We start from the raw sequence: 8,860 nt of genomic DNA, 5'->3' as shown, positions 1-8,860 counted from the left end.
CACCATCGCCCTCGCCCTCGCCCCTCGCCCGCGGGCTCGGGTTCAGGTCCGGGTGATGCGTATTCGGTACACCGGCATGCCGGATTTTGAGGCCGAAGCCGAAGCCGAAGCCGAAGCCGATGCCGGGATCGAGGCCGAGGACGAGGCCGAGACCTTCACCTCGGCAGCGGCAGCGACCTCGGCCTCGGCCAGGTCCGAGCCGGGGTCCGGGGTCGGGTCCGACGCGTTCGGTCTCAGGACCGTCAGCCGGATTCCGGCCTCGCGGTCGACGAACGTCTCGCCGGGGCCGAAGGGGGCGTCGGAGAGTTCCGCGTGGACGTTGGGGCTGCGGGTGCACCCGCCGCTCTCCCGGCGGGAGTCGTAGACCGTGACCGGTCCCATGCCGGTGTCGACGTCCGCGTCCACCTTGTAGATGAGGATGCCGGGCCGGCACACCGCCTCGTCGTTGCCGGCGCGGGTGCGGAACTCGACGGCGTATCCGGAGCGCGCGTCCAGCGGGAGGAAGACGAGCTTGGGGCCGCCCGGTTCGGGCAGGGGCGTCAGGGCGTACTCCCGGGTGCCCGTGTCCGCCACGCAGTGCACCTGGTGCGCGTCCAGCCAGCCCATCTTCCACTTGTGCCAGCCGAGCAGGTCGTTGTTGGCGCCCCAGTCCTCGCTCATGATGTCCCAGTGGCCCACGGCCCCGCCGCCCTCGGCGGTGTAGAGGTCGGGCAGGCCGAAGACGTGGCCGTTCTCGTGGGGGAGGACCCGGTAGCCGGTGCGGTCCAGGGAGCCCGAGCCGTCGTCCTGACGGGAGTAGACGAACGACGCGTTGGCGACCGGGACGCCGTCCGCGGTCGGAGCTTCCGCGTTCCCGGCGAAGGTGACCGACAGGACGGTGTCCAGGGCGGAGGGGCCCGCGTTCGGGGTCATCAGTATGTTCACCAGGTCGTACGACCTGAAATCCACCTTCGGGTCCGCCGCCGCCACGAGGTCGCCGACCAGTGTGCGGTAGCCGGGGTCGAACGGGGCGCCGCGCTCTATCCCGTACTCCCGGAACGACTTGGGCATCCGCAGCCAGCCCGGGATCGGTATCTCGGGGCGGTAGTCGAGGCGGCCGTACGAACTGGTGCGGAACCACTCCTGGGTCTGCGGGAAGAACTCCCGGTACCGGTCGAGGGCCTTGCCTTCGCCGGGGGCGTCCGAGAAGTCGACCATGAGGGTGAGGGCGCGGACGGTGCCGGTGGAGGGGGCGTAACCGGCGATCGTGGGGATGCCCTCGGACATCTGGACGTCGCGGGGGGTGCCGATCAGGCAGGGGCCGTGCGCGGAGGAGCGGGACAGGGCGCCCGGTCCGGCGCCGGACGCCGAGAGGTGCGGGAAGAGGTGGCCGTTGCCGGCCGAGGGGGCGGCGGTGAGGGTCAGGACGGTCACGGATGCCAGAGCGGCCAGTCGCCGCGGGGATATCCGGCTGTCGGTCGACTGAGGCTGCATGCGGGGACCTCCGCTCCACACGGCAGCCGCCGGTCTCCGGCTGCACCCTTCCGATCACCCTGCGTCGCGGGGTGTGCGGGCGCGCGTTGGAGGGGCCGATCGTGCGAGGGCATCGGTAGAAGCGCCGGTAGTGTGACTCAGGTCACATGAAAAGTCTTCGGTGGAGGGAAATAAGCGGGGACTGCCTCCCCGTTTAGAGCTGTGTTCGCGCGAAGCGGGGACTCCTTCCCCGGATCGCGACAGCAGTACCGAGACCAGTGACCAAGAACAAGACCACGGCCATGACCACGACTACGGCCACGATCACGGACGTGGTCGTGACAGAGACCCAGGAGTGCATCGTGCAGACCGCCGCTTCCGCATCGCACAAGGCGTCCAGGCCCCGCGCCGACGCCCTGCGCAACCGGGAGCGGATCGTCACCGCCGCCCGGGAGATGTTCGTCGAGTTCGGCGCCGACGTGCCGTTCGACGAGGTCGCCCGCCGGGCCGGCGTGGGCAATGCCACGGTGTACCGCAACTTCCCCGACCGTGAAGCGCTGGTGCGCGAGGTCGTGTGCTCCGTGATGGACCGTACGGCGGAGGCGGCCGAGCAGGCGCTCGCCGAGACCGGGGACGCCTTCGAGGCGCTGGAGCGGTTCGCGCACACGGCCGCCGCGGAGCGGATCAGCGCCCTGTGCCCGATGCTCTCCAGCGCCTTCGACCGGCACCACCCCGACCTGGAGGCCGCGCGGGTCCGGGTCGACACGCTCGTCGCGCGGATCATGGAGCGCGCCCAAGCGGCCGGCCGGCTCCGTGACGACGTGGGCCCCGGTGATCTGCTCGTCGGCATCGCCCAGCTCAGCCGGCCGCCGGCCGGTACGGGCTGCCTGAGCGCCGACCGGTTCGTGCACCGTCACCTTCAGCTGTTCCTGGACGGGATGCGGGCCCCGGCCCCCGGTCCCCTGCCGGGTACGACCGTCACCGTGGAGGCCCTGCGCACGCTGAACGCGCCGAACGATCCGAACGGCCCCGACGACCCGAACGATCCCTGACGACCCGAACGGTCCCTGACGACCCGAACGGTCCCTGACGACCCGAACGGTCCCTGACCGGGATCCGATCACCCCGACAGCCCTCGCGACGGCCGTCCCGTGGACGGGCCGTTCCCTGACGACGCCGTTTTTTCCTCACGAACTCCGAATTTTCCTGTCATGAAGCACCGAAGTCCCGGAGTGGGTACCCCCATGCCTGAAACAGCCTCAACAGCCTCGACAGCGTCAACGACTTCGACAGTCCCGACGGCTTCGGCAGCCCCAGCGGCTCCGGCGTCCTCGAACGCTTCCGGCGTACCGGACGCAGGCCGCTGGAAGGCGCTCGTCTTCATCGCGCTCGCCCAGCTGATGGTCGTCCTGGACGCCACCATCGTGAACATCGCCCTGCCCTCCGCCCAACAGGACCTGGGCATCTCCGACGGCAACCGGCAGTGGGTCGTCACGGCCTACGCCCTCGCCTTCGGCGGACTGCTGCTGTTCGGCGGGCGGATAGCCGACCTGTGGGGCCGCAAGCGGGCGTTCGTGCTCGGACTGGGCGGTTTCGCGGCGGCCTCCGCACTGGGCGGCGCGGCCACCAACGAGGCCATGATGTTCGGCGCGCGCGCCCTGCAGGGCGTGTTCGGCGCGCTGCTCGCGCCGGCCGCGCTGTCCCTGCTCGCGGTGATGTTCACCGACGGCAGGGAGCGCGCCAAGGCGTTCGGCATCTACGGGGCGATCGCCGGCGGCGGCGGCGCCGTCGGCCTGATCCTCGGCGGCTTCCTCACCGAGTACCTGAACTGGCGCTGGACGTTCTTCGTGAACATCCCGTTCGCCGTCGTCGCCGCGCTCGGCGCGTACTTCGTCATCCGTGAGCCGCGGGGCGGCCGCAACCGTTCGCCGCTGGACGTCCCCGGCGTGCTGCTCTCCACCCTCGGCCTGGTCGCCCTCGTCTACGGCTTCACCCGCGCCGAGTCCGAGGGCTGGAGCGACTCGCTGACGATCGGCATGTTTGTCGCGTCGGCCGTCCTGCTCCTGGCGTTCGTCCTGGTCGAGTCCCGGGTCGAGGCGCCGCTGCTGCCCCTGAGGGTGGTCACCGAACGCAACCGCGGCGGGGTCTACCTCTCGCTGGGCCTGGCGATCATCGCGATGTTCGGCCTGTTCCTCTTCCTCACGTACTACCTGCAGATCGTCCAGAACTACTCGCCGGTGAGGACCGGGTTCGCCTTCCTGCCGATGGTCGCGGGCATGATCACGGGTTCCACCCAGATCGGCGCCCGGCTGATGACCCGGGTCCCGCCCCGGCTGCTGATGGGCCCCGGCTTCCTGGTCGCCGCCCTCGGCATGCTGATGCTGACCCGGCTGGAGATCGGCACCTCCTACGCCGCCGTGCTGCTGCCCGGCATGCTGCTGCTCGGCCTCGGCATGGGCACGGCGTTCATGCCGGCCATGTCGCTGGCCACCCTGGGCGTGGAACCCCGGGACTCCGGTGTCGCCTCCGCGATGGTCAACACCTCGCAGCAGGTGGGCGGCGCGATCGGCACGGCCCTGCTGAACACGATCGCGGCCTCGGCCACCACGTCCTACGTCGCCGACCGCATCGGTGGAGCCACGAGCCGGACCCAGCAGCAGCTGCTGCAGCTCGAGGGCATGGTGGAGGGCTACACCAGCGCGATCGGGTTCGCCGTCGGCATCCTCGTCCTCGCCGCGGCCATCGCCCTGACCTTCGTCAACGCCGGCCGCCCGGGGGGCACGGCCCCCGGCTCCTCCGAGGAGGGCGCCAGGGCCGCCGGGGAGGACGTGCCGGTGCCGGTCGTCGCCCACTGACGACCCGCCGCACGGAGGGGGAGGGGACGCCTCGTCCGTGCGGCTTCCAGGGCCTGCCCCGGTTCCGCGCTCAGCGGAGCCAGGGCAGGTCCGCACCCGCTTCGCTGGGCTGCAGGCCCTCGGCGACGATCTCCATGATCTCGCCGAGGGCCTTCTGCTGCTCGGGAGTGAGCCGGTCGAGGAGTGCCTGGCGCACGGCCTCCACGTGACCCGGAGCGTTCCGGCGCAGCACCTCGAAACCCTCGTCCGTCAGCACGGCGAACTGGCCCCGCTTGTCGGACGGGCAGTTCTCGCGACGCGCCCAGCCGCTCTTCTCCAGGCGGGCCACGGCGTGCGAGAGCCGGGAGCGGGTGATCTTCGCCAGCATCGCCAGCTCGGTCATGCGCAGGCGCCGTTCCGGTGCCTCGGCGAGCTTGACCAGCAGGCTGTAGTAGAGGTGCGGCATGCCCGCGTCCCGCTGGAGCTGGCGGTCGAGGTGGTCCTCCAGGAGGGTGCTGGCCTCGATGTACGCGCGCCAGACGCGTTGTTCCTCGGCGCTGAGCCAACGGGGTTCGTCGGTGTCCGCCGGTCCGGGTGCCGAGCCCGGTGCCGCTGTGGAAGTGGGTGCCGTCGTCATGTACTCCACTGTAAAGCCCCTCTTCTTGAATGTTAAACAAAATTGCGCTAGGGTCGGGGCCAGAGGTTGAGGTTTCAAGTAAAAGCTTCCTCCGCCCGCCAGCCGGACCAGATCCGCACCGACCACCGGAAGGAGTCGCAGCCGTGACCGCCGCCACTCAGGAACGCATGCCCGCGCTGTACCTCAGCCATGGCGCCCCGCCCCTGGCCGACGACCCCGTCTGGCCCGGTGAGCTGGCCGCCTGGTCCGCCGGACTGCCCCGCCCGAAGGCGATCCTCGTCGTCTCCGCCCACTGGGAGGAGGCCCCGCTCGCCCTCGGCGCCACCGAGACCGTCCCCCTCGTCTACGACTTCTGGGGCTTCCCCGAGCACTACTACCAGGTGAAGTACGGCGCCCCCGGCGCCCCCGCGCTCGCCGACTCCGTGCGCAAGCTGCTGCGCGCCCCCGGCACCCCGGTCCAGGACGTCCCCGACCGGGGACTGGACCACGGCGCCTACGTCCCGCTGGTCGAGATGTTCCCCGGGGCCGACATCCCGGTGCTCCAGGTCTCCATGCCGACCCTGGACCCGGTGAGGCTCATGGACATCGGACGCAAGCTGGCACCGCTGCGCGACGAGGGCGTGCTGATCATCGGCTCCGGGTTCTTCACCCACAACCTGGCCGCGCTGCGGCAGGGCGGCATCCCCAGGTGGTCGGCCGAGTTCGACGACTGGGGCCAGCGGGCGCTGGACGCCGGCGACGTGGACGGACTCCTCGACTTCACCCGCAAGTCCCCGGCGGGCATGCTCGCCCACCCGCGGACCGAGCACTTCGCACCGCTCTTCGTGACCATGGGCGCGGCGGACGCCGCCGGCGACCTGGACACGCAGAAGTCGGTGATCGACGGATTCTGGCTGGGGCTGGCCAAGCGGTCGGTGCAGTTCGGCTGAGGACGCCGCGCGGGAGACGACGGCCTCCTCCGGGAGCAGACGGCCTCCTCCGGGCGTCGTCGCCCTCTCCCGGGGGCGACGACGCCCGGGAATCGATGACCTTGGGGAGCCGATGGCTTCCGGGGNNCCCCGGAAGCCATCGGCTCCGGCTCTCTCCCGTGCCGGGCCGTGTCCCGGGGGCGGGCCGGATCCGGGGGCCACCTCGCGGTACGTGCCCGGGTGCCGGGATCCGCAGCGCCGGTGCGGCCGCGCGGAAGCCCCGTTCGGCCGGACGGTTGCGGTTGCGGGCGGGGACGGGCGTGCGGGCCGGCCGTGGCAACCATCGGGAGGCGCGGGCCGTCTACAGGGTGGGAGAGCGGCGAAGGGCGGCGTTCCTCAGGGACGAGGGCCGTGGCACCGCACAGGAGGGCCGTCCCGCGCGCGTGCCGGTCGTGCCGACCGGTGAGCGGTCGGACTCCCCTCGGCCCCCGGTCTGACCTGCGCCTTCGCGAGGTCCGGCGACATCTCGGCCCCCTGCGGCCCGACAGGGTACTGCATGATCAGAAAATTCGGGGCCCGGGTGGGGAATTCTGTCCGGATTCCAGTCGTTGTTTCCAACAGATGCCGGGCACCCGAGCAGAGTCCGAAGCAAAGACCGAGACCCTGGACCTGACGTACGTGCCGGGTATCCGCAGAACCACCCGCCGACCTCATCACCGTAAGGGAGCAAGCATGGCAACCCGTGCCGTCGCCCGTCGTAAGTCCGCCTCCGGCGAGACGGCCGACTCGGCAAGCAGTGTTCGCGCCCATCGTGGCGAGATCGCCGACCGTGACCTGGTCGGCATGTATCTCGACGAGATCGCGCGCACACCGCTGCTCGACGCCGCCAAGGAGGTCGAGCTGTCCCAGATCATCGAAGCGGGTGTGTTCGCGCGGCAGATCCTCGACGGCACCGAGGAGAACAAGGTGGGGGCCACCACCGAGGAACTCCAGGCGCTGTACGACGCGAGCGAGCGGGCCAAGGACGTCTTCATCCGCTCCAACCTCCGCCTGGTCGTCGCGGTGGCCCGGCGCTACCCCCGCAGCGGCCTGCCCCTGCTCGACCTGATCCAGGAGGGCAACGCCGGCCTGGTGCGCGCGGTGGAGAAGTTCGACTACCGCAAGGGCTTCAAGTTCTCGACCTACGCCACCTGGTGGATCCGCCAGGCCATCACGCGGTCGATAGCCGACCAGTCCCGCACCATCCGCCTGCCCGTCCACCTGGTGGAGGAGCTGGGCCGGATCCGGCGCGTGCAGCGCGAGTTCAACCGTGAGCACGGGCGGGACCCGGAGCCCGGGGAGATCGCCGCCGAGCTCGGTTCCACCCCGGAGCGGGTGACGGACGTGCTCGACTGGGCCCGTGACCCGGTCTCGCTGAACATGTCGGTGGACGACGAGGGCGAGACCCAGTTCGGCGACCTCCTCGAGGACACGTCGGCGGTGTCGCCGGAGCAGTCGGTGCTGACGCTGCTGCGCAGCGAGGAACTGGACGACCTCATCGGCCGCCTCGACCAGCGCACGGCCTCCATCATCAAGATGCGGTACGGCATCGAGGACGGCAGGGAGCGCACGCTGACGGAGGTCGGCAAGCAGCACGGCCTGACCCGTGAGCGGATCCGCCAGATAGAGAAGCACGCGCTGCTGGAACTGAAGAAGCTGGCCCGCGACACCGGGTTCGACGCGGCGGCGTAGGGTCGGTACGAGGCCGGTGCAGGGCCCCTGGGAGCGCCGAGTGACGAAATACGGCGCAAACATGACGCTCTGACACCGCTTCAATCCCCTGGACCAGGGAACAAGAATGCAGAGCGCGGGAGTTCGGTCCCCGGGACCGGGGGAGGGAAGGTTCCCTCCCCGGAAGATCTCCGGGCCCCGTCCTCCCGGACGGCTCTCCTGAACCACGTCCCGTCGCACCACCCCCCCGGCGCCGGGACTTCCCAAGCCGGGTCCGGCACCCTCCCCCCGGGTGCCGGGCCCGGTTCTCCCCTGTACGGGACAGGAAAGCGGGTCACCCCGAACCTGAACCCCGGGGTGGCCCGCCAGATGGCAGATTCTGCCACATGGGCATACCCTGCCGGGCGTGAGCAGCAGCACCACCCCGCCGCCCCTTCCCGTTCCTCCCGTCTCGCTGACCGAGCGGCGCAAGGCCGAGACCCGGATGGAGGTCGCCCGCGCGGCGGCCGGTCTCTTCGTCCGCCAGGGCCTGAAAGCCACCCGCGCCGAGGACATCGCGCAGGCGGCGGGCATCGCCCCGCGCACCTTCTACCGGTACTTCGCGGCCAAGGAGGAAGCCGTCGCCCCGCTCTACGAGGCCGGCGCCCGGCGCTGGGTGGAAGCGGTGCGGGCGGCGCCGCCCGGGACGCCCGTACCGCGGGCCCTGGAGGACGCCGCGCGGTCCGTGCTGGGACCGGGCGCGGGGGTGCCGTCGGATTCCTCGGCCGAGGTGCGCGCCCTGCTCCGGCTGACCCACTCGACCCCCTCCCTGCACGGGGTGTGGGCGGAGGTCTGCCAGGCGTCGGAACGCGCGCTGGCGGAAGTCCTGGCGGAGCGGGCGCGCACCGGTACGGCCGGCGGTGCGGCGGTTGACAACGATGCCGGGCCTGCCGCCCGCCCGGCACACGCGGACGAAGCGGGCGAAGCGGAGGGCGCGGACGGCGTCGGCGGCACCGGAGCCGCGAGCGGTACGGGCGGTGCGAGCGGTATGGACGGTGCCGGTGTGGGTGACGGGGCCGTCGTGGACGCGCGGTGGCGCTTCGCCGCCGCCGTCGCGGTCGCCGCGGTGCGCGTGGCCGTCGAGGGATGGGCGGCGGGCGACGGTACGGGTGAGGACCTGCCGGGGCCGGCGGAACTGGCCGTGGCCAACCTCGTGGCGCTGCGGGACTTCCCGTGGGACGCCCTGACGAGGGCCTGACGGCCCCCCCGGCACCCGGAGCCGCTCCGGCGGAACGGCCCCGACCGCAGGGGTGGGGGCGCGGCCCGGCCGCCCCCTCGGG

General features: G+C 71.7%; 7 protein-coding genes. 5 read left to right on the top strand and 2 right to left on the bottom strand.

Features of this window, described 5'->3' with window-relative positions; translation table 11 throughout:
• Positions 1–42: 42 nt before the first annotated feature.
• Positions 43–1,473 carry a M6 family metalloprotease domain-containing protein gene (locus tag AOK18_RS15080; RefSeq protein WP_206281548.1) on the bottom strand — a complete coding sequence of 477 codons (1,431 nt, stop codon included), beginning with the start codon at positions 1,471–1,473 and terminating at the stop codon, positions 43–45.
• Positions 1,474–1,814: 341 nt separating this feature from the next.
• Here AOK18_RS15080 and AOK18_RS15075 point away from each other — a divergent pair, with 341 nt between their 5' ends.
• Both AOK18_RS15075 and AOK18_RS15070 read left to right on the top strand, forming a co-directional pair.
• Positions 1,815–2,504 carry a TetR/AcrR family transcriptional regulator gene (locus AOK18_RS15075; RefSeq protein ID WP_055694686.1) on the top strand — a complete coding sequence of 230 codons (690 nt, stop codon included), beginning with the start codon at positions 1,815–1,817 and terminating at the stop codon, positions 2,502–2,504.
• Positions 2,505–2,852: 348 nt separating this feature from the next.
• A complete protein-coding gene (locus AOK18_RS15070; RefSeq protein ID WP_420865611.1) occupies positions 2,853–4,307 on the top strand; it encodes an MFS transporter in 1,455 nt (484 codons plus the stop codon).
• 70 nt (positions 4,308–4,377) lie between these two features.
• Here the strand turns inward: AOK18_RS15070 and AOK18_RS15065 are convergent, their stop codons facing one another.
• Positions 4,378–4,923: a MarR family winged helix-turn-helix transcriptional regulator gene (locus tag AOK18_RS15065; RefSeq protein ID WP_055571566.1), complete on the bottom strand. Its 546-nt coding sequence runs from the start codon at positions 4,921–4,923 to the stop codon at positions 4,378–4,380.
• 167 nt (positions 4,924–5,090) lie between these two features.
• Between AOK18_RS15065 and AOK18_RS15060 the strand changes: the two genes are divergently transcribed.
• From AOK18_RS15060 to AOK18_RS15050, 3 genes are all read left to right on the top strand, one after another.
• Positions 5,091–5,852, top strand: coding sequence for a dioxygenase family protein (locus AOK18_RS15060; RefSeq protein WP_055571565.1), 762 nt, complete (start codon positions 5,091–5,093; stop codon positions 5,850–5,852).
• Positions 5,853–6,563: 711 nt separating this feature from the next.
• Positions 6,564–7,562, top strand: coding sequence for a sigma-70 family RNA polymerase sigma factor (locus AOK18_RS15055; protein ID WP_055571563.1), 999 nt, complete (start codon positions 6,564–6,566; stop codon positions 7,560–7,562).
• 385 nt (positions 7,563–7,947) lie between these two features.
• Positions 7,948–8,778, top strand: coding sequence for a TetR/AcrR family transcriptional regulator (locus AOK18_RS15050; protein WP_240503184.1), 831 nt, complete (start codon positions 7,948–7,950; stop codon positions 8,776–8,778).
• Positions 8,779–8,860 lie beyond the last annotated feature (82 nt).

The organism is Streptomyces prasinopilosus (assembly GCF_001419695.1).
GTDB lineage: Bacteria > Actinomycetota > Actinomycetes > Streptomycetales > Streptomycetaceae > Streptomyces > Streptomyces prasinopilosus.
The sequence above is the reverse complement of the archived record's forward strand: the minus strand, read 5'-3'. Positions and strand labels throughout refer to the sequence as shown.

Coding starts and splice junctions, on each gene's coding strand:
- AOK18_RS15080 (WP_206281548.1), bottom strand. CDS start 1,473: ATGCAGCCTCAGTCGACCGACAGCCGGATATCCCCGCGGCGACTGGCC.
- AOK18_RS15070 (WP_420865611.1), top strand. CDS start 2,853: ATGGTCGTCCTGGACGCCACCATCGTGAACATCGCCCTGCCCTCCGCC.
- AOK18_RS15065 (WP_055571566.1), bottom strand. CDS start 4,923: ATGACGACGGCACCCACTTCCACAGCGGCACCGGGCTCGGCACCCGGA.
- AOK18_RS15060 (WP_055571565.1), top strand. CDS start 5,091: ATGCCCGCGCTGTACCTCAGCCATGGCGCCCCGCCCCTGGCCGACGAC.
- AOK18_RS15055 (WP_055571563.1), top strand. CDS start 6,564: ATGGCAACCCGTGCCGTCGCCCGTCGTAAGTCCGCCTCCGGCGAGACG.